Source organism: Geobacillus proteiniphilus (genome assembly GCF_001908025.1).
GTDB lineage: Bacteria > Bacillota > Bacilli > Bacillales > Anoxybacillaceae > Geobacillus > Geobacillus proteiniphilus.
On record NZ_MQMG01000056.1, the window covers coordinates 1 to 21,754 of the forward strand.

General features: G+C 48.2%; 22 protein-coding genes, 15 tRNA genes and 2 pseudogenes. 29 read left to right on the plus strand and 10 right to left on the minus strand.

Annotated elements, in window-relative coordinates; translation table 11 throughout:
• Positions 1-426 precede the first annotated feature (426 nt).
• The 15 genes from BRO54_RS15765 to BRO54_RS15835 all read left to right on the plus strand — a co-directional run bounded on the left by BRO54_RS15765 (position 427) and on the right by BRO54_RS15835 (position 2,109).
• Positions 427-501 (plus strand) — tRNA-Asn (locus tag BRO54_RS15765).
• A gap of 4 nt (positions 502-505) precedes the next feature.
• Positions 506-596, plus strand: a tRNA-Ser gene (locus tag BRO54_RS15770).
• Positions 597-610: 14 nt separating this feature from the next.
• Positions 611-682 (plus strand) — tRNA-Glu (locus BRO54_RS15775).
• A 9-nt stretch (positions 683-691) separates the two neighbouring features.
• Positions 692-767, plus strand: a tRNA-Val gene (locus tag BRO54_RS15780).
• A gap of 181 nt (positions 768-948) precedes the next feature.
• A tRNA-Met gene (locus BRO54_RS15785) sits at positions 949-1,025 on the plus strand.
• 5 nt (positions 1,026-1,030) lie between these two features.
• Positions 1,031-1,106, plus strand: a tRNA-Asp gene (locus tag BRO54_RS15790).
• Positions 1,107-1,138: 32 nt separating this feature from the next.
• Positions 1,139-1,214: transfer RNA gene (locus BRO54_RS15795), tRNA-Phe, on the plus strand.
• Between the two features lie 160 nt (positions 1,215-1,374).
• Positions 1,375-1,450, plus strand: a tRNA-Thr gene (locus tag BRO54_RS15800).
• A gap of 6 nt (positions 1,451-1,456) precedes the next feature.
• Positions 1,457-1,541 (plus strand) — tRNA-Tyr (locus tag BRO54_RS15805).
• A gap of 9 nt (positions 1,542-1,550) precedes the next feature.
• A tRNA-Trp gene (locus tag BRO54_RS15810) sits at positions 1,551-1,624 on the plus strand.
• Positions 1,625-1,641: 17 nt separating this feature from the next.
• Positions 1,642-1,714 (plus strand) — tRNA-His (locus tag BRO54_RS15815).
• Positions 1,715-1,729: 15 nt separating this feature from the next.
• Positions 1,730-1,804, plus strand: a tRNA-Gln gene (locus BRO54_RS15820).
• Positions 1,805-1,809: 5 nt separating this feature from the next.
• Positions 1,810-1,881: transfer RNA gene (locus tag BRO54_RS15825), tRNA-Gly, on the plus strand.
• 9 nt (positions 1,882-1,890) lie between these two features.
• Positions 1,891-1,964, plus strand: a tRNA-Cys gene (locus BRO54_RS15830).
• Between the two features lie 60 nt (positions 1,965-2,024).
• Positions 2,025-2,109, plus strand: a tRNA-Leu gene (locus BRO54_RS15835).
• Positions 2,110-2,244: 135 nt separating this feature from the next.
• On the opposite strand, the pseudogene BRO54_RS15840 reads toward BRO54_RS15835, so the two are convergent.
• Positions 2,245-2,511 (minus strand): annotated as a pseudogene (locus tag BRO54_RS15840) (tyrosine-type recombinase/integrase); the annotation flags it as partial.
• Between the two features lie 16 nt (positions 2,512-2,527).
• Between BRO54_RS15840 and BRO54_RS15845 the strand changes: the two are divergent.
• The 7 genes from BRO54_RS15845 (at position 2,528) to BRO54_RS15875 (ending at position 7,489) form a co-directional block, all read left to right on the plus strand.
• Entirely contained in the window at positions 2,528-2,947 is a 420-nt protein-coding gene (locus BRO54_RS15845; protein ID WP_074044548.1) for a phage holin family protein, read from the plus strand.
• Entirely contained in the window at positions 2,940-3,638 is a 699-nt protein-coding gene (locus BRO54_RS15850) for an N-acetylmuramoyl-L-alanine amidase (protein ID WP_074044549.1), read from the plus strand. The genes BRO54_RS15845 and BRO54_RS15850 overlap by 8 nt, the downstream gene beginning before the upstream one ends.
• A gap of 492 nt (positions 3,639-4,130) precedes the next feature.
• Positions 4,131-4,379, plus strand: a complete 249-nt coding sequence (locus BRO54_RS15855; RefSeq protein ID WP_074044550.1) for a helix-turn-helix domain-containing protein — start codon at positions 4,131-4,133, stop codon at positions 4,377-4,379.
• 126 nt (positions 4,380-4,505) lie between these two features.
• A complete protein-coding gene (locus BRO54_RS15860; protein WP_074044551.1) occupies positions 4,506-5,786 on the plus strand; it encodes a peptidoglycan-binding protein in 1,281 nt (426 codons plus the stop codon).
• 5 nt (positions 5,787-5,791) lie between these two features.
• Entirely contained in the window at positions 5,792-6,097 is a 306-nt protein-coding gene (locus BRO54_RS15865; protein WP_019417960.1) for a contact-dependent growth inhibition system immunity protein, read from the plus strand.
• 615 nt (positions 6,098-6,712) lie between these two features.
• The gene (locus BRO54_RS15870) at positions 6,713-7,153 is read left to right on the plus strand and encodes a DUF4275 family protein (protein ID WP_074044552.1); all 441 of its coding nucleotides are present in this window, start codon (positions 6,713-6,715) and stop codon (positions 7,151-7,153) included.
• A gap of 69 nt (positions 7,154-7,222) precedes the next feature.
• A complete protein-coding gene (locus BRO54_RS15875; protein ID WP_074044553.1) occupies positions 7,223-7,489 on the plus strand; it encodes a hypothetical protein in 267 nt (88 codons plus the stop codon).
• Positions 7,490-8,038: 549 nt separating this feature from the next.
• Here the strand turns inward: BRO54_RS15875 and BRO54_RS15880 are convergent.
• The 3 genes from BRO54_RS15880 to BRO54_RS15895 all read right to left on the minus strand — a co-directional run bounded on the left by BRO54_RS15880 (position 8,039) and on the right by BRO54_RS15895 (position 10,002).
• Positions 8,039-8,767, minus strand: coding sequence for a hypothetical protein (locus tag BRO54_RS15880; RefSeq protein WP_074044554.1), 729 nt, complete (start codon positions 8,765-8,767; stop codon positions 8,039-8,041).
• Positions 8,768-9,339: 572 nt separating this feature from the next.
• On the minus strand, positions 9,340-9,771 hold the full coding sequence (locus BRO54_RS15890) for a type II toxin-antitoxin system HicB family antitoxin (protein ID WP_074044556.1): 432 nt from the start codon (positions 9,769-9,771) through the stop codon (positions 9,340-9,342).
• 27 nt (positions 9,772-9,798) lie between these two features.
• Positions 9,799-10,002 (minus strand): type II toxin-antitoxin system HicA family toxin, encoded by a 204-nt coding sequence (locus tag BRO54_RS15895; RefSeq protein ID WP_204378355.1) that lies wholly within the window; start codon positions 10,000-10,002, stop codon positions 9,799-9,801.
• A 41-nt stretch (positions 10,003-10,043) separates the two neighbouring features.
• On the opposite strand from BRO54_RS15895, the gene BRO54_RS20635 reads away from it, so the two are divergent.
• Positions 10,044-10,970: a minor capsid protein gene (locus BRO54_RS20635; protein WP_239691284.1), complete on the plus strand. Its 927-nt coding sequence runs from the start codon at positions 10,044-10,046 to the stop codon at positions 10,968-10,970.
• Complete coding sequence (locus BRO54_RS15905; RefSeq protein ID WP_074044557.1) at positions 10,963-11,247, plus strand: hypothetical protein; 285 nt, start codon at positions 10,963-10,965, stop codon at positions 11,245-11,247. Before BRO54_RS20635 ends, BRO54_RS15905 begins: the two co-directional genes overlap by 8 nt.
• 315 nt (positions 11,248-11,562) lie before the next feature.
• On the opposite strand, the gene BRO54_RS15910 is transcribed toward BRO54_RS15905, so the two are convergent.
• The gene (locus BRO54_RS15910; protein WP_074044558.1) at positions 11,563-11,991 is read right to left on the minus strand and encodes a hypothetical protein; all 429 of its coding nucleotides are present in this window, start codon (positions 11,989-11,991) and stop codon (positions 11,563-11,565) included.
• A gap of 300 nt (positions 11,992-12,291) precedes the next feature.
• On the opposite strand from BRO54_RS15910, the pseudogene BRO54_RS15915 reads away from it, so the two are divergent.
• Positions 12,292-12,465, plus strand: a pseudogene (locus BRO54_RS15915) (DUF4351 domain-containing protein); the annotation flags it as partial.
• Between the two features lie 251 nt (positions 12,466-12,716).
• On the opposite strand, the gene BRO54_RS15925 reads toward BRO54_RS15915, so the two are convergent.
• Positions 12,717-13,343, minus strand: coding sequence for a LysE family translocator (locus BRO54_RS15925; RefSeq protein ID WP_074044560.1), 627 nt, complete (start codon positions 13,341-13,343; stop codon positions 12,717-12,719).
• A 163-nt stretch (positions 13,344-13,506) separates the two neighbouring features.
• Here BRO54_RS15925 and BRO54_RS15930 point away from each other — a divergent pair, with 163 nt between their 5' ends.
• Together BRO54_RS15930 and BRO54_RS15935 are read left to right on the plus strand one after the other, a co-directional pair.
• On the plus strand, positions 13,507-14,154 hold the full coding sequence (locus tag BRO54_RS15930) for a LytTR family DNA-binding domain-containing protein (protein ID WP_074044568.1): 648 nt from the start codon (positions 13,507-13,509) through the stop codon (positions 14,152-14,154).
• Between the two features lie 206 nt (positions 14,155-14,360).
• Positions 14,361-15,884 carry an acetyl-CoA hydrolase/transferase family protein gene (locus BRO54_RS15935; RefSeq protein WP_074044561.1) on the plus strand — a complete coding sequence of 508 codons (1,524 nt, stop codon included), beginning with the start codon at positions 14,361-14,363 and terminating at the stop codon, positions 15,882-15,884.
• 92 nt (positions 15,885-15,976) lie between these two features.
• On the opposite strand, the gene BRO54_RS15940 is transcribed toward BRO54_RS15935, so the two are convergent.
• From BRO54_RS15940 to BRO54_RS15955, 4 genes are all read right to left on the minus strand, one after another.
• The gene (locus BRO54_RS15940; protein ID WP_074044562.1) at positions 15,977-16,924 is read right to left on the minus strand and encodes a cation diffusion facilitator family transporter; all 948 of its coding nucleotides are present in this window, start codon (positions 16,922-16,924) and stop codon (positions 15,977-15,979) included.
• 376 nt (positions 16,925-17,300) lie between these two features.
• The gene (locus BRO54_RS15945) at positions 17,301-18,095 is read right to left on the minus strand and encodes a TIGR00266 family protein (RefSeq protein WP_074044563.1); all 795 of its coding nucleotides are present in this window, start codon (positions 18,093-18,095) and stop codon (positions 17,301-17,303) included.
• Between the two features lie 98 nt (positions 18,096-18,193).
• Positions 18,194-19,003 carry a yteA family sporulation protein gene (locus tag BRO54_RS15950; protein ID WP_074044564.1) on the minus strand — a complete coding sequence of 270 codons (810 nt, stop codon included), beginning with the start codon at positions 19,001-19,003 and terminating at the stop codon, positions 18,194-18,196.
• An 86-nt stretch (positions 19,004-19,089) separates the two neighbouring features.
• Positions 19,090-20,019 (minus strand): 1,4-dihydroxy-2-naphthoate polyprenyltransferase, encoded by a 930-nt coding sequence (locus BRO54_RS15955; protein ID WP_074044565.1) that lies wholly within the window; start codon positions 20,017-20,019, stop codon positions 19,090-19,092.
• A 169-nt stretch (positions 20,020-20,188) separates the two neighbouring features.
• Between BRO54_RS15955 and BRO54_RS15960 the strand changes: the two genes are divergently transcribed.
• A complete protein-coding gene (locus tag BRO54_RS15960) occupies positions 20,189-21,565 on the plus strand; it encodes an isochorismate synthase (RefSeq protein WP_074044566.1) in 1,377 nt (458 codons plus the stop codon).
• Positions 21,558-21,754, plus strand: a 197-nt coding sequence (locus BRO54_RS15965) for a thiamine pyrophosphate-binding protein (protein WP_275651052.1), incomplete at its 3' end; no start/stop codon positions are given. The genes BRO54_RS15960 and BRO54_RS15965, both read left to right, overlap by 8 nt.

Consider the following 21,754-nt stretch of genomic DNA (forward strand, 5'->3'; position numbering starts at 1 on the left):
AACCTAGTGAGAAAAGTGGAGGCCGCCCGCTTATCGGCGAGGCGCGCTGGAGGGCCTGCGAGGAGGCTCGAACCAAGCAAAGCTTGGTTCTGCGTGGGTGGTATCACAGGAGCGTAAGCAATGTGTCGCCGCCGCAGCAGGACCGAAGCGTCGCGAGCCGATGGCGGCCGGAACTAGACAGCGAAAAGCGCCGCGGCTTCTTCCGACGGTTATCTAGTTTTGAGGGAATGAAAAAACTCTTGACAGCTCAGCGCGAATCATTATAATAGTAAATGTCTAAAGAGATGTCATTCCGCAGTAGCTCAGTGACGAGCATTTGCATCATCGGATGAACTGCGAGTTGCCTCGACGCATCCAGCTTCTTTGAATCGGCTGGCAGAGGAAGAGGCAGGGCATCTTGATGGGAGAATTGACCATCGTTATGATTCCGCAGTAGCTCAGTGGTAGAGCAATCGGCTGTTAACCGATTGGTCGCAGGTTCGAATCCTGCCTGCGGAGCCATCATGGAGAGCTGTCCGAGTGGTCGAAGGAGCACGATTGGAAATCGTGTAGGCGTGAATAGCGCCTCAAGGGTTCGAATCCCTTGCTCTCCGCCATGATCCATCAGCATGGCCCGTTGGTCAAGTGGTTAAGACACCGCCCTTTCACGGCGGTAACACGGGTTCGAATCCCGTACGGGTCACTTCTTTGTGGAGGATTAGCTCAGCTGGGAGAGCACTTGCCTTACAAGCAAGGGGTCGGCGGTTCGATCCCGTCATCCTCCACCATCTTAATATAAAAGCTGACTTACTTTCTCATCATCGCGGGGTGGAGCAACGAGCCTTCGCTTCGTCGAATCCGCTTCGAGTTGCCTCGACGCATTCGATATCTTTGAGTTCGCTGGCAGAGGAAGAGGCAGTCTTAAAGAAACACTTAGAGCGTTATCAAATGAGATGAGTTTCTTACCGTCGCGGGGTGGAGCAGTCCGGTAGCTCGTCGGGCTCATAACCCGAAGGTCGCAGGTTCAAATCCTGCCCCCGCAACCAAAATTGGTCCCGTAGTGTAGTGGTTAACATGCCTGCCTGTCACGCAGGAGATCGCGGGTTCGAGTCCCGTCGGGACCGCCATTCTTTCAAAATTGTGAAAGATGAAAAAATATGGCTCGGTAGCTCAGTCGGTAGAGCAAAGGACTGAAAATCCTTGTGTCGGCGGTTCGATTCCGTCCCGAGCCACCATATAATAAGATATACATGCTGACTTAGCTCAATTGGTAGAGACGAGCATTTGCTTCGTCGAATCTGCTTCGAGTTGTCCCGACGCATCCTGCTTCATCGAATCAGCTAGAAGAGGAAGGGACACAACAGAGTTCAACGAGTCACGGTCTATTCATATCACGCCGACTTAGCTCAATTGGTAGAGCAACTGAATCGTAATCAGTAGGTTGCGGGTTCAAGTCCTGCAGTCGGCACCATTCCTTGGAGGGGTAGCGAAGTGGCTAAACGCGGCGGACTGTAAATCCGCTCCCTTTGGGTTCGGCGGTTCGAATCCGTCCCCCTCCACCATTTTAACAAAGGGGCATAGTTTAATGGTAGAACAGAGGTCTCCAAAACCTCCGGTGTGGGTTCGATTCCTACTGCCCCTGCCATTTTTATGATCATGATGGCGACTATGGCGAAGTGGTTAACGCACCAGATTGTGGCTCTGGCATGCGTGGGTTCGATTCCCACTAGTCGCCCTTGTTCTTTGGCGTTGGGGTATAGCCAAGCGGTAAGGCAACGGACTTTGACTCCGTGATGCGTTGGTTCGAATCCAGCTACCCCAGCCACGGATGCGGAAGTAGTTCAGCGGTAGAACACCACCTTGCCAAGGTGGGGGTCGCGGGTTCGAGTCCCGTCTTCCGCTCTCGATCAAGGCGGCATAGCCAAGTGGTAAGGCAGAGGTCTGCAAAACCTTTACCCCCGGTTCGAATCCGGGTGCCGCCTCCATCTAATGAATAAAAAAGTATTGACAGATGAAAGATGATTTGGTAAAATGTTGATTGTCGCGCCGATGTGGCGGAATTGGCAGACGCGCACGACTCAAAATCGTGTGGGGTAGCCCCCCGTGTGGGTTCGACTCCCACCATCGGCATCCTGGGAATCCGATACCTCACGATGAACAATCGTGAAACCCTTGAAACGACCGCATTTGCGGTCGTTTTTCATTTTTTGGGAATCCCGAAAAAAACGATAGAATCCGAAAAAATTTTGCACGAATTTTGCACGGCTATCTTGCATGATATAAATCATCCATGATTTGATCCAGGAGCATATTTTCTGCTTGTTCCAGCTCGTCCAAAATGTGCGAGTAGGTCTGCAATGTGATCCCTATATCCTTATGACCAAGACGCTTTGAAATATATTTGATGTTCGCTTTCCGGTATAAAAGCATCGAAGCGTGCGTATGCCTCAAGGAATGCATCGTCACCTCTTTTAAACCAAGTTTCCTGCACAACGTTTTTAGCGTTTTGTTAACAGCATTATTAGACACTAATAATGAGGTGAAACGAATGGAAAGGCTTGATGTGATCTATAAAACCGGCGCGGCTGCGGTTGGGGCTGTTGTCGGTTATTTGTTTGGTGGATGGTCAGAACTGCTCGGCATCTTGCTGGCATTTGTCGTCATGGATTATGTCACGGGCGTATTGGCAGCATCAAAAGAAGGTTCGCTTCGTAGTGCCGTCGGGTTCAAACGGATACCAAAAAAAGTGATGATTTTCGCGCTAGTTGCTGTCGGTCACCTCATTGATCGTGCGGTCGGAACGAACGGACTATTCCGAGACGCGACGATCTTTTTTTATTTAGCGAATGAGCTACTTTCGATCATTGAAAATGCCGGACGAATTGGGCTTCCTGTGCCAGAACAAATCAAGCAGGCGGTAGAGGTGCTGAAAGGGAGAAGCGAGAAAGGAGAAGGGAAAAATGTCTAAAATCTACTGGGATAAAGGGCATGGCGGCGATGATCCTGGCGCGGTGGCAAATGGATTACAGGAGAAAAACTTGACTCATAAAATCGTAGAATATGCCATGGTTTATCTCGAAGCTAACTACACAGGCTTTGAACAACGTGTCACTCGTACAGGAGACCAAACACTGACGTTGTCCCAACGCGCCGACATGGCAAACGCATGGGGCGCGGACGTATTTGTCAGCGTGCATATCAACGCCGGGAAAGGAAATGGATTCGAAAGCTACGTTTACAACGGTGGCGTTTCCTCGCAAACTATCGCGTTGCAAAATGTCCTGCATGGTGAAATTTTAGCGACGATGAAGACTTTTGGCTCCATTACAGACAGGGGGAAGAAAAGGGCAAATTATGCAGTACTTCGAGAAACAAAAATGCCTGCTGTTCTTACCGAGAATCTGTTCATTGATTCAAGCGACGCCAAGTTGCTAAAAAATGAAGAGTTTCTCAAAGATGTAGGCGAGGCGCACGCGCGAGGAATCGCAAAATTCCTGGGATTGCCGCAAAAAGCAAAAACAGCACCATCGCAGCCACAACAAAAATCGTCTGACGGAAAACTATACCGTGTGCAAGTAGGGGCGTTCAGCGATCGGAAGAATGCGGAGCAGCTGGTTGAAGAGTTGAAGCAAAATGGGTATCCAGCTACTATTGTTTAACCCCTGCCGTTTGGCGGGGGATTTTTTCGCTATTTTTACAATTTTTTTATTTTATCTATTTACAATTGTAAATACATTTGGTATAATAAAATCAGAAAGGAGGTGAACAAAGGGAGATGATGAAAATCCTCGATATCGTCGAGAAAATCATGAGCATAGCGGCGGCAACGCTAGCATTCAAGATTTACCTCGACGATAGAAAGAAAAATAAAAAGCGACGCTCCAAAAAGAAACGTCGCAAATAAACCCAAGCGGAAGCCCTACCTTCGGGAAGGGCTTCTGTATAAAAAATAGTATCATCTCCCCAAACAAATGTCAAAAGTCATTCTTAATGCTTTAATTGCGATTATCGCCATTACGTTTCTAGTTACAACTGACTTTCATCATCTAGGCGTTCTGGATATCGCATTATTAGTGGCACTGTTACTTTGGGCATGGACGCTTATCGATCGTTTAATTGATCGTATCCGTAAGTGATTAGGAGGTGAAAAGGTGCAATACCATCTTAATTCACGCCAGGAGATAGAGGACTTCATTCGAAATGAAGTCCTCACGACTTCTGAAGTAGTTGAAATTCTTGGTGTCACACGTCAAAGAGTGAGTCAGATGATTGCGGGCGGCAAGTTAAATCCGATCAAAAAGCTACGCGGCGACAGTTTGTTTTTAAGAAGCGACATCGAGGAAAAGAAAAAAGAATTGGAGGCGTTGCGCAAGAAATACCGGCCGTATGATATGGAATGATGATTACGAATCTCCACCTTTAGAGTGGGGATTTTTTTATTTTAATACAAAATTCGACAATCTTTTTGATCAAAATTGATTACTATTGAAATTAATGGATAAAGCTTTGAAATGGGGGGCTCAATGATGTACGTTGTAGATGGGACTAGCAGAATCATCTATTATCCATCAAATTATACAAATTATCTATGGAGTGGGCAAACGCTGAAAAGAGGTGATCGAAATGATTATGTGAAGACATTGCAATCTTGGCTTTATAAAGCCGGATTTAATCCTGGGGGAATTGATGGAGTTTACGGAGCAAATACAGAGAAGGCTGTGAAGGAATTTCAGAAGAAGGTTGGAATCACGGCCGATGGAATTGCGGGGAAACAAACGTACCAGGCTCTACAAGAGTATGTGAGAACACAAACAACAGTGTCCCGATCAAACTCATCAGGTAGCGATGATCATTGGACAGGTCAGACGCTTAGAGAAGGAAGCAAAGGAGAGGCTGTAAAGGAATTACAAAGAATGTTAAATTCGGCAGGATATAATGTTAAAGTGGATGGTGTATATGGTTCCGAGACAGAGGGAGCTGTAAGAAGTTTTCAAAAATCAGTTGGTATATCTGTTGATGGTGTAGCCGGGGCGCAAACTTATAGAAGTCTAAAGTCTTATATCTCATCAAAAGCTAATAAGGGCGTAACAGTTGATATATCTAAAGAAGCACAAAGACTTCAAAAAGAGGCAGAGGAAAAGAAGAAACAGGAATTAGCTAAGTCACTAATGGATGTGGTCACCGATTTTGTTCCTGTTGTTGGTCAATTTAAAGACGCATATAATCTTGTCAATACTTTATTTAATCCTAATGCTACTGCTAAAGAAGTTGGATTAGCATTATTTGCATTCATACCTGTTATTGGAGACTTAAAAGACTTAAAAAATATTGGGAAAGCAGTCGATGTAATCAAATCGACGGTAAAAAAAGGAACAGATAAAATTGATGATGCTGCAGTCAAATTCATTTCAGATAAAATAAACAATATTGACGCAGGAACATTATTAAATTATTCTGAAGATAAAGGTCATACAATTCTAAAACATGTTTCTTTAAAAGATAATGAATTAATTGATCGTATGAAATCAGAAAGAAAAGACGTAAGTACTTATACTAATAAAACTACTGCCAATAATGTGATTGAACTAACAATAAAAGCGAATGCTGATAAAATTGCTGATTGGCTGTTAAACTCCGAAAGTACAACATTAAGTCTAAATTATAAATATAAACATCCGGTGGGAAGAGGAGTTAAAAAGGGTGCAAATAAAATTGATTATGACCTAAGAAATACTTTCACATTATTAAAAAGAGATCCTAATTCTCCATATGGTTTTTATATTGTTACATCTTATCCGAAGTGGTGATGAATATGATGGAAATTGAGAGAAAATTTAAGACGCTTAAATACTTTGTAGACGGATATTATAATCAATCAATCGATGATCATGAATTTGACGACATGATTAGAGAATTTAGAGACGAAGAACCAGAGAGTTTGGTTAACGCATTAAGAGCTGAATTAGCTGAATTACAAAAACTAATAGACAATGGGGATAGAGAAACATTTAAAAAAGTAGAGATTTTATTGCATGATAATAGTTTACGATATATTGAGTTTGAAGATGGTCAAGCGTTTATTAATCGTGTTTTAAATGTTCTGGATAATAAAAACTAAAATATTCTTACCCAATTTAATTAAAAAAGGCGGAATATGAGCAACGAAAAGAAGGCGGAGTGATCCGCCTTTTTGCATGGATTTACGCACTGGAGATAATTTTGCACAAATTTTGCACACCAAGGAAATTGAAAGTCTATAAACTTTGAAAAATCAAGGGTTGGAGGATGGTGGTTTTACTCCCACCATCGGCATCGAAAATAGGGAAAAGGCTTTAGGGACAAGGGGTTTCACGTAAGTGGAATCCCTTGTTTTTTATTTACCGAATACGATTCGAGAAAAGAAAATCGTGTGCGTACAATCGTGTTCGGTGAGGCGAAATGGAAAGTGAAAAGAATGGAAAATGAGAGAAAATTGCAGAGAAAAACCAAAAGTGGAAGAAGAGGAGAGGTTGAGTCGTAAGATGCAAGGAGATATGGGAGAGAAAATAAAGAGAGGGAGAACTGATTATGCGAAGATGGGAAAGAATTGCGAACTGAACAAAGGGATTCGCTGATTGTCATAACGATGTGATTATACTATGGAGTTCTTCTTACAATCTAGGTATTCAGTTCTCCCGATTTTTGCAGCTTACGCGAAAAGCAATTCATATAACCCAACTTGAGGGAGGAGTGAATGGAGTTGTTCGATAAACTGGCGGATCGAAACATCAAAATAAGCAAACAACCTGGTTTCGGAGCGAAATTAAGGCAACATTGGGAAGAGGTGTTTGCCGGACATTTGACTGCGGAAGAAAAACAAAACATCCACCTTTATGATATCAATGGGGCGGGCGGTTACTTATGGCATGTGTTCAGCTATGGAATGAGGGACTGTTTAGTGGAAACAGAAGCGGAAATGGCGTTTGATAAGGAAGAGAAAGAATGCTGCTATATTTTCTTTCAACATTGTGATGGCGTTTTTAAAGTGGAGAACGCTTTCAGTTTGAAAGCGAGAGATTTGACAGCTGAAAACGGCAAGTATGCCGATATATACGTGGTCGATCACGAGTTCAATTGGACGTTTGTTGTAACCCATGAACGAGGGTGGCTTGGTCCTTATTTTAGCAGAAAATGACGTTGGTTTGAGTGGAGCGAGCCGATTCATGAACCGTTTCATAGACAGGAGTGGGGGTGGAATGGCGAGGTGACGGCAGAACAAGCTTGTTCAGGGACGTTAGCGGAAGATTTCCGCCCGATTGCGCCTGATGAACAACAGGCGTGCATCGACGCCATCGAACAGTTGTTGCATCAAGAATTTCCTGATGATTCCGGACAATGGACGCTTCGGTTTTTGTATCGCGAAAGCGGCTATATGTTTTTGTCTCCTTCCACTTCATGGTTCGTTTCTAGCGGGGGTATTCGTTGCGGAGCGGAGGAGAGAAAAGCGACATCAGCTTTTTCGGCTTCATAGCTAGAGCGGCAAATCAAAGGAGAGGGAATGTGTGAAGAAGTAGAAAATTTGTGTTTTTTTGAAACACGAATCGGAATAAGGCGTACAACATTTAGAAGCCCGGTGATTTGAAGGAAAATACTGCTTCCCAACAGTGTTTTTCCAATTGAAAAACCTTGCGACACCATGACTTTATCCCTTTCGATTTCTCTCAAATCGAGTGAATCCGTTGTTTTTCACCAGCCGTTTAGAGAGTTTGACAGAAAGGATCAGAACGGCAAATGAAAGGGAGGCCAAAAATGTTGATGGACGATGGATGGCTGTCGACTGAAGCCACGTTAGACACATCCGGGAAGATGCCTGGCCCTTCCCGGATGTGATTGATGCCCCCATGGATATCCTAAACATGGTTCAAACGCTGTCAGGTTGTCGCTCTGGTTTAGGGAAATCTTCCTTAGATGAATCCCAGCGATACATGTCTGAAAGGGATGTTTTTTCTTTGTGGCACTGCATAGCTCGACCCTTGTCCATTGTTTGTTCCCTAACACCGATTGTCTTCATTCTGTAGAATTATTGCGCGCGCCGAAGGTTGGCGATGGATGCCTCATGTTCAATCGAGCGTTTGGAGAGGATTTCCAAAATGTGCTCGTGGCGCTCTTGGTTGATTTCGATACTTTTGACAATTTCATTGGTTTCCAGGACCGCCTGCCGAATTGGGGCCAGGTCGTCTTTGGTTGCCATCTTCGCTTGAATTTCGTTTACGTTGGATTGGAGTCCATTCACTTTGGACTGGAGTTCAGCGAGTTCCTCTTTGGTCGCCATCTTCGCTTGAATTTCGTTTACATTGGACTGGAGCTCGATCACAGTGGAGCGAAGTTCAGCGAGTTCCTCTTTGGTGGCCATTTTCGCCTCGATTTCGTCGACTTTGGACTGGAGTCCGGCCAATTCCTCTTTGGTGGCCATTTTCGCTTCGATTTCATCGACTTTGGACTGGAGTTCAGCCAATTCCTCTTTGGTGGCCATTTTCGCTTCGATTTCATCGACTTTGGACTGGAGTCCGGCCAATTCCTCTTTGGTGGCCATTTTCGCTTCGATTTCATCGACTTTGGACTGGAGTCCGGCCAATTCCTCTTTGGTGGCCATTTTCGCTTCGATTTCATCGACTTTGGACTGGAGTTCAGCCAATTCCTCTTTGGTCGCCATTTTGGTTTTGATATCGCTGACTTCGGATGTCAAGGTACTGACATTCGAGTGCAATTGATCGAGGCGATCCAAAATTCGGTTCAAGAGTGCTTCCATATGGGTCATCCTTTCCCTGCTTTGATTGATGGTGATTCAAGCCCATTCTCCAAGGCTTTTTCTGCTTTACTAACGTAGTCTGGATCTTGTCGGTGTAGGGCTCTGTCAAAAGGTTCGATCATCAATGGGGATATGAGCAGTAGGTCGTTGGGGACATCCAACTCCCATTTTAGCACAAATCGTATGGGGGAAGACAAGGGATTTTTTGAAGAGATGAAAAAGGAGGGCATGGTCTATATAGATGCAACGAAAACGTTTAACATATCCTTGACGGAAAAGTCGCTTATCCATTTTTCGACTGTCGAGGGCAAGCCTGTGGCTTGCCCTCGTCACGCCAAGGCGTGACGGAAGACCGAACAACCACTCGCTTTACAGACCCATACATGGGTCTGAAAGCGGCGCTGTTCGGTCGCCCGACAGTCGATCCAATGCCCGGTAAAAGCCGCAAATGTTAAAGCTTCAAGCATCTATATAGTAGCGTTCAAACCATGATTGAACGGGCGGAAAGAAAAATTCAAAAACGCATAAAAGAAAGCCTCTTCTACCTGTGTGGGTGAAGAGGCTTTTCCATTTCATTGTTTTGTGTCAGGTTCGCTTTTTTTAACCATTCCTAGGCGTTCTTTCAGGGCAAATTGCAGGAGTTGCGAAAAATTAATCCCTTCTGCTTCCGCGGCGTCATTTAACCATTTGGGGATTGTCAATGTTTTCTTAATTGATTTATTTTCCATCTCGTCACGGATATAGTCGGTCCACGCCTCGATCATAGAGACAAACGCACCTTGAGGAATGACTAATTTCTTGGGATCAGAGGGCGCCGGGATCCCTTCGCCGTCTTCTTCCATTCCATAAAGGTATCCTTCTAAAGCGTCTTTTGCCATACGAAATGCCTCTTCCAAAGTAGAACCTTCTGTAATGCAACCCGGCAGATCCGGAAATGTGACAGTATATCCTTCGCTCCCATCGGATCCGGGATCGAAAATGGCAGGGAAATAATATTTAGCCAATATGGAAAACCTCCTTTCGCAGGAGGGCTATTTCAGCCCTGCCTGCTTTAGTATTGAGTGTACTGTTCCAGGTTTTAAGTCTTTTCGTGGATGGGGAACTGTGACGGTTCCTTTTTTCGTTGGATGTTTGAAATGATGGTGGCTTCCGACTACCCTATGTAAGTACCATCCGTCTTTTTTCAGTAGTTTAATCAGTTCTTTTGATGAAATGTTTATTCCCCCTTTCCACATCTTTATTATAACACGTATTAATAATACGTGTAAATTATTTTTTGTTCATTTACCACTTCATGTACGACTTTGCCAGAACGGGCATTCCTGTTAATGTGCAAATTCTTGACGACAGCACCATGTGCGAAGTGATGTCGTATAACTGGAGTGGGAAAGAGTTTTCCAAACGGATCTGGGGCCATGAGCAGGAAACGATGCAAAATATCCGAAAAACGCTCGAACAAAGCTTCATCATCGGCCGGTCCATTGATCGGACGGCCAAAGAAATTGTAAGAGTGGCCGATGTAGCCTATTCGCGCGCCGAAGCGTTGGTGAGAACCGAGGCCAACTTCTTTCACAATTTGGCGGCCCACAACAGCTATCGCGACGCAGGAATGGAGAAATACGAGATTTTGGCCACGCTCGATATGCGGACATCGGACATTTGCCGAAGCATGGACGGAAAAGTGTATGAGGTAAAAAATTATAAACCTGGCACAACGGCACCGCCATTTCATGTCCGCTGCCGAACGACGACGATTCCGTATTTTGATGAATCGGAATATACGAAAGGTGAGAAACGCCAGTCGATGAATGGATTGGTGGATTCCGTTTCGTACGAAGAGTGGTATAATAAGCATATCAGAGGTCATAAGCTAGAGGTAAAGGATCCTAATGTTTATTCAGCACAATATCTTCAAAAAATGAACAAAACGTTTGAATACTTTAAAGAAAAAGGATTTATATTTAGAGAACATGCAGTTAACCGAGCTTTGGGCCAAAAACAAGGAAAAGGAAAAAGAGACTTTACAAATGAAAATGTCTTGGATGTACTCAAGACAGGTAAAAAATATCATCAGGCAGAAGGGAACAAAACGGTGTATTTTAAAGACGGTATTGCTGTCATACAAGCTAATGATACTGGCGAGATTGTTAGTATTGTTACTAGAAAGAAACCAAAAAAAGATTGGAGGGAAATCGATGGATGATTTGTTGCGGTGCATCGAAGACTATCTTGAAGGAAATTTGTCGCCAGAGCAATTTTCTTATGATTTTCCTGCTATATATGCATCTTATTTCGATGATGGAGATTTAGACGAAAAGTACATCGACGCGTTTGATGATATTTCGGAAGCGTGCGGTTGGTATGAGCCTAACCCTCTTCATAGAGAGGATGACGATGAGTATATCGGAGAAGAAGAGCTGAGGAACAAAGTAGAGGAAAAATATCAAATGATTAAGAAATTGTTGACGAGAAGCACTTAACCAATCAAAAAAGGTTACGTGCTTTTTTTATTTTCTCGTCTTTTTAGCATTTGTAGACGTTAAAGTGTTGATAGACGATGGTTGAGATGCCGATTGAAGCCGAGCATGTTCCAAGCCAGACAAATCCGGGAAGACGCTTGGCCTTCCCGGGTGCTAGGACGCTTGGATAGCCTAAACACGGTTCCAACGCTGCTAGGAAGAATATTCGTTAGATCAATCCGATACATGTCTGAAAGGTATGTTTTTTCCTTGCTCCACATCTCGATCCTTGTCCATTGTTTACTCCCTAACCCCGGTCGTCTTTCCCTTGTTGAATTACTGCGCGCGCCGCAGCTTGGAGATGGATGCCTCATGTTCGATCGATCGTTTGGAGAGGATTTCCAAAATTTGTTCGTGGCGCTCTTGGTTGACTTCGATGTTTTTGACAATCTCATTGGTTTCCAGGACTGCCTGCCGAATTGGGGCTAGATCGTCTTTGGTCGCCATCTTTGCTTCCATCTCATTCACTGTGGATCGGAGTTCTGCCAACTCCTGTTTGGTCGCCATTTTCGCTTCCATCTCGTTTACGGTGGACTGGAGTTGATTCATTGTGAACTGGAGTTCGTTTACTGTGGATCGGAGCTCAGCTGCTTCCTGTTTGGTTGCCATTTTGGTTTTGACGTCGTTTACTTCGGATGTCAAGGTGTTGATATCCGATTGTAATTGATCCAGGCGGTCCAAAATTCGGTTCAAGAGGGCTTCCATATTGGTCATCCTTTCTCAATTTTGAATGGTTTTCCTTATAGGTGTCCGATGATTCAAGTAATTTCTGCTTTGGCAACACGCTTTTGACAGGATTCCATTGATTTAGGGCTTCATCAAAGGGCTCAATCATCAATGGAGATAGGAACAGCAGGTCATTGGGGGCGTCCATCTCAAATTTTAACACAAATCGTGTGGGGGAAAACAAGATATTCTTCGAAAAATACAATCAAAAAAGTTAAAAAACATGTATCGGGTTGTTTGTGCTTTGAGATTGGCCGGCATCATCAACGGAACGACGAGGAACTGCGCAAACAAAACTGGCGAAATGACATCCGCTGTGGCAAACAGGTAGAGTTTCCCTTCCTTAGCAAAATGATGTATACTGAAAGTGAGAGAATTGAGCTGAAAAAAGAGTTTTTGCGCATGCTGGTGCGGTTGGAATGGGATGAAGCAAGCGACACGGGAATGGCGGGAGGGAATGAGGTTGTTGCCGCTTGGCGTCAGGCTCATGAAGCCGCAGCGGGAACAATACAAACGGATGGCGGCCTGCGAGAGAAAGGCCGCCATGTTGGTTGAAATTGCCAATCTTTTGTCATTTGGTCTCGATGTGCTGTTGTTTCTGCCGTTGCTTCTCCTAGGAGGCGCGGCGCTTTTGTGGATATGAGCGGAAAAGAGGTGTTGCGGGCCGCTCGCAGAAAGGAGCGGCTGCTCCTCGCCGCGCGCCGCTACGAACGCTCGCTGAAGGCGATTTGAATGCCGATTAGGGCGAACAGGGCGCCTTTTAGCCGATTGATCCGCTTGGCGATTCGTTTGTTCGACAGCAACAGGTGGCGCAGTTTTTCCGCGCCGATGCTCACAAGGGTGAAGACGGCGAGCGCTTGAACGAGAAAGATGGCGCCTAATAGCAGCATTTGCCGCGGCACATGGCCCGCTGACTGATTGACGAACTGCGGCAGCAATGCCAGAAAGAACAGCGACACTTTCGGGTTGAGCACGTTCATGAAAATGCCTTTTTTGTACAAAGAGAAATAGGCCATTGGCTCCTGCTGGCCAAACGCCAAGCTGGCGTCTTTTTCTTTCAACGCTTGCCATGCCAAGTACAGCAAATAAGCGGCGCCGGCGTATTTGACGACGGCAAAGGTCAAAGCCGACTGGTAAATGACAGCCGAGATGCCAAGCGTCGCTGCGCTGATATGGACGACAAGCCCCGTGCAAAGCCCAAGCGCGGTGGTGATGCCGGCCCATTTGCCTTGGGATAGGCTTTGGGCGATGACGAACAAGATGTCCGGGCCGGGGGCGATCGTCAGCAAAATGGCAACGCCTAAAAAGGATAAAGCCATATCCATTTCCATTAGCGACACCTCTTTGTTATTTGCAATGGTCCCCCCTTATATGTTTCATGGTGCTCTCTTTTAATTCCTTCTTTTCAAGCGCGATCAAGGGATTTCTCGTTTGACAAACGTGCCGTGGCGGCTGAAAATAAAGATGTGGAATGGTTTGCAAGAGGTGGGGCATATGGATTCACTGCTTGTTTCAGCAATCAGCCAAGTTGTTAACGAATTGTTTCCGGTCGAAGCATCGCTCGTTATTTCCGATGATCGGAGGTACATTTACTACCAGCCGAGCAGGCAAATCGATTTGAAAATCCGTCCAGGCGATGAAATTAAACCGGATTCGGTCACATACAAAGCGTTAGTGATTCGCCGGAAGATTGAGGAGCAAAAGGACAGCCGGGTGTTTGGCGTTCCGTATTTCGGGGTGTCGGTTCCAATTTTGGAAGACGGAGTGCCGAAAGGATGCGTGACGGCGGTATGGCCGAAAAAGCCGCTTCTGACAATGTCGTATTTGACGATACGGACGATGGATCGCTGGATTCCGATTCCTTTTGAAACCATTGTCTATTTGGAGGCGCAAAACCGAAAAACGTTTGTCAAAGCCGTGCATGTCGGAGGCTACCATAAATATAATTTAACCGAATTGGAATTTTCCCTTCCAAGTGACCGGTTCATCCGTTGCCATCGGTCGTATATTGTCAATGTCGATTATATTGCCGAAATTCATCCGGATTCCCATTCGACGTTTTTGCTAGTGATGAAAGACGGTTCAAAAGTGCCTGTCAGCCAAACGTATGCCAGCCATTTCCGGAGATTGCTCGGCTTTTGACAAAACCGCCGATATAGGCGGTTTTTGTTTTATGCAGCGAATATCTCGGTTTTAGCCTAAGGAGCAACGGCACAGGGCAGATTATTTTCTGCTTTATGCAATGAAAATGCTGCTTAAGTGCAAAAGAAAGCCCTTTTACTCCAATTCGAATGATTTTCCTCCCGTTAGCCGCTATAATGAGGAAAAAACAAAAGGGGGAAATCGCTTTGGAACCATGCATTTTCGAACGGATCGGCCATCGTGCGTTAAGGGAGCGGATCGTGACGGCGGAAACGGCTGCCTCGTGGATCAACGACGGCATGACGCTTGGGTTGAGCGGTTTTACCCGTGCGGGGGATGCAAAAGCGGTGCCGACGGCGCTCATTGAGAGAGCGAAACAACAGCCGTTGAAAGTTGACGTCTATACAGGAGCTTCGCTTGGCTCAGATATCGACAAACTGATGGCTGAAGCGGGCATTATCCATAAACGTTTGCCGTTTCAAGCTGATGCCACGATGCGCCGTAAAATTAACGAAAGGGAACTGCTATTTATCGACCAGCATTTGTCGCATACGGCGGAACTTGTCCGTTCTGACGCATTGAAACCGATCGATTACGCAATTGTGGAAGCGGTTTCGATCACTGAAGACGGACTGATCATTCCAACGACTTCTGTCGGTAATTCATCCATTTTTGTCGAGAAAGCAAGACAGGTGATCATCGAATTAAACATGGCTCAACCGAAAGCGCTTTACGGGTTCCATGACATTTATGAAGTCGGGAAGCAAGGGGAGCGCAGCCCTATTCCACTGACGAAAGTCGATGATCGCATAGGGATGATTGGCATTCCGGTAGATATCGATAAAATTGCCGGCATTGTCATTACAAACCAAATGGATTCTCCATCGACGATTGCACCTCCTGATGAAGAAACGTCGGCGATTGCCAACCATTTAATTGATTTTCTCCGTAAAGAGGTGGCGGCAGGAAGATTGACTGAACGGTTGGCGCCGATTCAGGCCGGAATCGGTTCGGTCGCGAATGCAGTTCTTTACGGCTTGTTGTATTCTGAATTTTATGATTTAGAAGTTTATTCAGAAGTGTTGCAAGATGCCATGTTTGATTTGATCGATGCGGGGAAGGTACGGTTTGCTTCCGGCTGTTCGATGACATTATCAGAAAGCAAGATGAAACAAGTGTATACGAATTTGGACGCCTATCGGGGCAAATTGATTTTGCGACCACAAGAGATTTCCAATCATCCAGAAATTATTCGCCGACTCGGTCTTATTTCGATCAATACGGCGCTGGAAGCGGACATTTACGGGAATGTAAACTCGACGCACGTTCGCGGCACGCATATGATGAACGGCATCGGCGGTTCGGGTGACTTTGCCCGTCATGCGCGCCTCACGATTTTTGTGACGAAATCCAGTGCCGAACATGGGGCGATTTCGAGCATCGTTCCGTTCGTATCGCATGTCGACCATACCGAGCATGATGTTGATGTCATCATCACGGAGTATGGATACGCCGATTTGCGCGGGCTGGCTCCTGTCGAACGAGCGCCGCTCATTATTGAACATTGCGCTCATCCCGACTACCGTCCGCAGCTGCGCGATTATTTTGCCGAGGCGTTGGATCGCGGCGGCCACACACCACATGTATTGGAAAAAGCGCTGTTATGGCATATCCGGTATGAACAGCACGGGACGATGCGGGAAGAGAAGTATGAGTTGCAGCGGCAATAGGCATTGTCTGCTTTGCCTCATGTTTTGCACCATGAATAATAAAAAAGAAGAGAGGCCGTCCTATGCTGCTTAGCCATAGGCGGCCGTTATTATTATGACTGTTTCTTTTTCTCCAAAAATGCCTTGCCATAGCTGCCATGGTCGTGGAGCATGGCGTGCTCGACCTGGATGGTGGCGTGCTCGATTCCGTATTTTTCCTTCAACATTTCATTCACCGCCAAGATGACGCAAAGCGGCTGGATGCGTTCGTTGACAAACACATGAGCCGACAGTGAGTAATGGTCGGTCGAGATGGCCCATAAATGCATATCATGCACGTCTTCGATCCCTTCGATCTTTAGGATGTCGGCGCGGATTTGTTCGAGGTCGAATTGCTCCGGCACGGCTTCCATTAAGATGAGATACGATTCGCGCATAATTTTCGCCCCGCCCGTGAAAATGATGGAGGCGATCACTAAGCTGATGATCGGGTCGAACACTGTCCAGCCGGTGAAATAAATGAGCAGCGCTGAAACGATGACGCCGATCGAGCTGATCAAGTCGCCGATGAAATGCCAAAGGGCGCTCTGAACGTTCAAGTTGTCTTCCTCTTTCGTGCTCCGGCTTAAGACGATGGTCAACGTCAAGTTGACGACGAGGCCGATCGCTGCGATCCCGAGCATGAGACGAAAGTTGATCGGTTCAGGATGGAGAAACCGCTGAATGCCTTCCCATAAAATCCACAGAGCAATGACCGCTAACGTCAGCCCGTTCAAAAACGATGTGATGATTTCAAACCGCAAAAAGCCGAACGTAAACCGGCGGTTCGGCGGGCGCGTCGCCATATAGAGGGCGACCATGCTTAAGCCAAGCGCCAATACATCGGATGCCATATGGGCCGAATCGGACAAGAGGGCGAGTGAGTTGGAAATCAGTCCGCCAATGATTTCGACGGCGGTGAAAAACACGGTCAACAAAAGCGTCACCCAAAGCGCTTTTTTCGATTCACTTTGCCTTTTGACGTGTGGGAGGTGGTGGAAATCGTACAGTGTTGGAGACATAATGCACCTCTTTTCTTTATAATAATTATCAATTTACATATATTATAATATAGAAATTTGACTGTGTGCAAATGAAATTTCGACAGTCGGAAACAGCTGTTGTTGGAATTTGTCTAAAAATATAGATGAAGCATTCAAGGAATGAAGCCTTCTGTTGGCGAATAGGAATCAGTGTTGTGTATGGCCATCATCTTGCTTCGGAAAGGATGCGCTCCGGTTTGATTGCGGCGAATCCGAGACGAAGAAATTCGGCGCCATCGGAAGGATGAAAATCTCCCGATGTCGAATGTCATAATTCTACCCATTTTGGGTAATTTCGAGGGAGGAGGCATAAAAGCAAAAGGGCGTTCCGTTTGGCCGGAGCGCCCTTTCTCGCTTAGTCGTCGCCGTCGAGCCAGTCGCCGATGCCGCCAAGGATGCTGCCTTCGCCGACCGACCGTCCGCCGGCGCTCGGGGCGGCGGCGAGCACACGGTCAGCGAGCCGGCTGAACGGAAGCGACTGCACCCACACCGCTCCCGGGCCGGTTACCGTTGCCAAAAACAATCCTTCGCCGCCGAAAAAGGCGGTTTTGATGTTGCCGACATATTCAATATCATAGTCGACGTCTTTCGTCATGGCGACAAGGCAGCCGGTGTCAATGCGCAACGTTTCCCCCGGCTGCAAGTCGCGGCGGTGGATCGTTCCGCCGGCGTGCAAAAAGGCGAGTCCGTCTCCTTCGAGCTTTTGCATAATAAACCCTTCGCCGCCGAAAAAGCCGGCACCGAGCTTGCGCTGAAACTCAATGCCGACGGAGACGCCTTTTGCCGCACACAAAAAGGAGTCTTTTTGGCAAATGAGTTTTCCACCGAATTCGTTGAGGTCAACCGGAATGATCTTTCCCGGATACGGAGCCGCGAAGGCGACGCGGCGCTTTCCGCTTCCTTGGTTTGTAAACACGGTCATGAACAAACTTTCGCCCGTCAGCAGCCGCTTCCCCGCGCCGACAAGACGGCTGAGCAGCCCTTTTCCGGCGGAAGAGCCGTCGCCAAATACGGTTTCCATGACGATGCCGTCATCCATCATCATCATCCCGCCCGCTTCAGCGACCACGCTTTCGTATGGGTCGAGCTCGATTTCGACAAACTGCATGTCATCGCCGTACAGCCGGTAATCGATCTCATGTGCGTTCATCATTTCGCCTCCATTAGGATCATATGACGTTCTGCTCTGTACTACGGACAACGGCATCGGCCCGTTTCAAAAAAAGACTATCTTGCGGATGGTCTTTTTCACGGAGTCGTTTCTCCGAAGCTTTGCTGGGACGGTCTTTCGTCATAACGGCGGTAACTGTCTTTCGATGTATACGGATCTTTTTCATACGCCGGCAAATCGCCGATGTTCGACATGATGCCTTCGTCATCCAATATGTTTTCCAGCAGCTCATGCTCCCGCGTCGGGTACACACGTACGTGTCTGCCATGCAAATCGACGGCCGCGAAATTTTCCAAGTCTTCGACATAGCCGACGTTCTCTTCCGACTCGGCGTACACTTCGCCGTAGAAATCGACGTTTTTGCCAAGGTCCGAAGGGGTGTCGGATGTGCCGTAGCGGGCCACTTCCTGCCATGCATCTTCCGCGTCATAAGCGACCGACTCATCGCGGTCGTCAAAATCGAATTTGCCAAACGGCGGCATAAGCACGCCCTCTTCAAGCGGCCGCTTTTGCGACACCGTTTGATCCGGGCTGTGCTCGCGGCAGTAGAGCGTTGTCGGCAGCGCCTCGAGCCGTTCGTATGGGATCGGCCGGCCGCATATGCGGCACGTTCCGTACGTGCCGTCGGCGATGGCGCCAAGCGCCCGTTCAATCTCGCGAAGTTCGCGCTCGGCATGCTCCTGCAAGGCGAGATCTTTTTCCCGCTCATACAGCTCTGTTGCGTCATCGGCTGGATGGTTGTCATAGCTCGCTAGCTCGCCGACCGCATCGTGGGCGTGGCTGCGGATCATGCCGAAATGGTCGTTTTGCTTCAGCCGGTCTTCCGTCTCCCGTTTCATTTCGAGCAGCCTTGAGCGGAGGGCGGCAAGCTGTTCGTTCTTCAGCATCAGTCGCAATCCCTTCCTTTGCAGTAGCGTCTATATGATGTAGTATGGGCGAAAATCAAAAAAAAAACACGGTCATTTTGACCGTGTTACAGCCAATGGGCAATGAGCAAGCCAGCGGCGAGCAAGAAGCCGAACTGCGTATTCGTTTGCGCCGTTGCTTTCATAGCCGGCATCATTTCCATCGGCTTGATCTTGCCGATAAATCCGCGCGTCGCCGCAACCGCTTTCGGGATGCTCAACAGCGCAAGCAGCGCCCAAGGCGGAACGATGTGAAACGCAGCAAGCGCCCCAGTCCAAAGAAAGGCAACGGCGAACATGGCAGCGAGCAGGCGGATGGCCCAATCGCGGCCAATCAAAATAGCGAGCGTCTTTCTCCCTTTTTCGCGGTCGCCGTCCAAGTCGCGAATATTGTTGGCGAGCAAAATGGCGCCGACTAAAATCGCGACCGGAATGGCGGTGAGCACGGCGCCGCCGCTGATATGGCCCGTTTGGATGAAAAATGAAATCAAAATGATGACAAAGCCCATAAAAAACCCAGCCGCCAGTTCGCCAAACGGCGTATAGGCGATCGGAACCGGCCCCCCAGTGTAGAAATAGCCGGCCGCCATGCAAATCGTTCCGACAACAGCGAGCCACCAACTGCTTTCTGCGCAAATGTAAACGCCGATGAGCATGGCCGCTCCAAAGCAGCCAAACGCCAACGTCAGCACCGTTTTCGGCTTGAGGCCATCGCGGACGATGGCGCCGCCGATGCCGACCGACTCCGGTGAATCGAGGCCGCGCTGATAATCGTAGTATTCATTAAACATGTTCGTTGCCGCCTGAATCAACAAAGAGGCGACCATCATAGCGGCAAACAGCAGCCAATCGATCGATGTTTCGCCGAGCGCCAGCACCGTGCCGACGCATACGGGCACAAATGCCGCCGTCAGCGTATGCGGGCGCGTCAGCCGCCAAAAGACGCGCCAGTCGCGGCGTGCCGGCGGGCGATGGTCCATATGTGTTAATGGTTGCATATTCATTCCCCTTTATATTCCGTGAAAATGTCATCCGTTTACATCCAAAATAAGTGTAGGAAAACGTTGAAAGCATGTCAACCCTTCCCGATAGATAAATGATTTCCTATTATATTATAATAGGAAGTGGGGATGGAGGGGGAATTTTACGACAGAAAGCGTGAGGAACGTGGCGATTGGATTTCGACATCACCTGCAGCAACAATTGCATAGATTGGCGGTGAATGCGGCGCGGCCGTTTGTCAGCTGGACGGAACCGTGGGAAAGCATTGATCCGGTTTCTTTTTTTATGCAAGGGCCGTCATGCGGCTTCCGCGAACGGTTTTTTTGGTCGGATCGAAGTGGAGGCACGATATTGGTCGGCCTCGGCTCCGTTTATGCGATCGAAACCGAGAAGGCCGACGGCCGGTTTCATGATGTGGAAATGGAGCGCCGGCGATGGGGGGAGCAGATGGAGCGGTATGGCGAGGCAGATGCGCCGCCGTTATTGTTTGGCGGGTTTTCGTTTGACCCCTATCGGCCGCGCACCGACATTTGGCGCGGCTTTCCGGCCGGGAAGCTCGTGGCGCCAGTCGCGCTTCTTGCCGTAAGAAACGGCAAAACGACGTTGACTGTCACCGTCCCAACGGACAAAAGAGGACGGGACTGGGAGCGAATCGGGCGTTTGCTTGAGCGGATCGGCGCCCCCATGGCCGCTCCGGAGCGGCTTCCGCGCCTTGTTTCGGACGAGGAAGAAGAGAAAGAACGCTGGCTGGCGGCTGTTCGCGAAGCGATCGCCTCGATTCGGGCGGGGGCGTTGGACAAGGTGGTGCTCGCCCGCGCTCGGCGCTTGGCGTTTGCCAAAACGGTGGATGCCGCGGCTGTGCTTCGGCGGCTTCGCGAACAGCAGCCGTTTGCTTACATTTTTGCGTTTGAACAGGACGGCCGCTGTTTTATCGGGGCTTCCCCTGAGCAGCTTGTCCAAAAAGAAGGGAAGATGTGCCGGTCGGTTTGCCTCGCCGGATCGGTGCGCCGCGGGGCCGCTATGGAGGAAGATGAGCGTCTTGGCGCTTGGCTGCGGGCAGATCGAAAAAACAACGAAGAACATCAGTTTGTCGTGCAAATGATCGGCCGCTTGTTTTCTTCCGTCTGCGAGACGGTCGAGATGCCGCCCGCGCCGCAGCTTCTCAAGCTGCCGCATATCCAACATTTATGCACCCCGGTCATCGGCCATGGCTGCCGCGAGCGCTCGGTGCTCCGTTTAGTGGAAATGATGCATCCGACACCCGCGCTCGGCGGAACGCCGCGCGATCGGGCGCTTGAGGCGATCCGCGCCCTTGAGCCGCTTGACCGCGGATGGTATGCGGCGCCGATCGGCTGGGTGGACAGCGAGGGAGACGGGGAGTGGGCGGTCGCCATTCGCTCGGCTTTGCTCGCCGGGAATGAAGCCGTGCTTTTTGCCGGCTGCGGCATTGTCGCCGATTCCGACCCAAACGGCGAATATGAGGAGACGAATGTGAAAATGGCCCTGATGTTATCGGCGTTGGGAGTGATGAACGATGGCTGATGCCTTGTCTGTTTATGTAGCGGCATTGGTGGACGGGTTGGCGCAGGCCGGGGTGACGGAAGCGGTGATCAGCCCCGGTTCGCGCTCGACGCCGCTTGCGATGGCCATGGCGGCCCATAGCGGCCTTCGCCTTTATATGCAGATTGACGAGCGATCCGCCGCGTTTTTTGCCCTCGGCTTGGCGAAGGC